Source organism: Belnapia sp. AC561, assembly GCF_979252845.1.
The window spans coordinates 1-243 of record NZ_CEEDBP010000435.1; the positions used below are offsets into that span (position 1 = coordinate 1).

The 243-nt window shown below is 65.0% G+C and carries 1 protein-coding gene; it reads right to left on the bottom strand.

Annotated elements, in window-relative coordinates:
* Positions 1 to 243: hypothetical protein (locus tag AC0IW9_RS31750; RefSeq protein ID WP_471652260.1), on the bottom strand; the 243-nt coding region annotated here is incomplete at both ends.

A 243-nucleotide genomic window follows, 5' to 3' on the forward strand; every position in this document is an offset into this window, starting at 1 on the left:
TCACCTGATTGAACGTGTTGTAGTTCGTGTTCTCGCTGTTGGCCCGGTACAGCTGCCGGATCACGGAATCCGGCGTGCGATTGGTGCCGAGGCCGTTCCACACGTCGAGCGCGTTGGCGGTGGTCAGCGGCAGGTTCAGCGCGATGACGTTCTGGCCGGCGATGTTGGTCGCCGTCGTGCTGCCGCTGAGCTGCGCGGTGCCGTTCAGCGCCAGCAGCGCGCAGGAGGTGCAGAAGCCGTTGA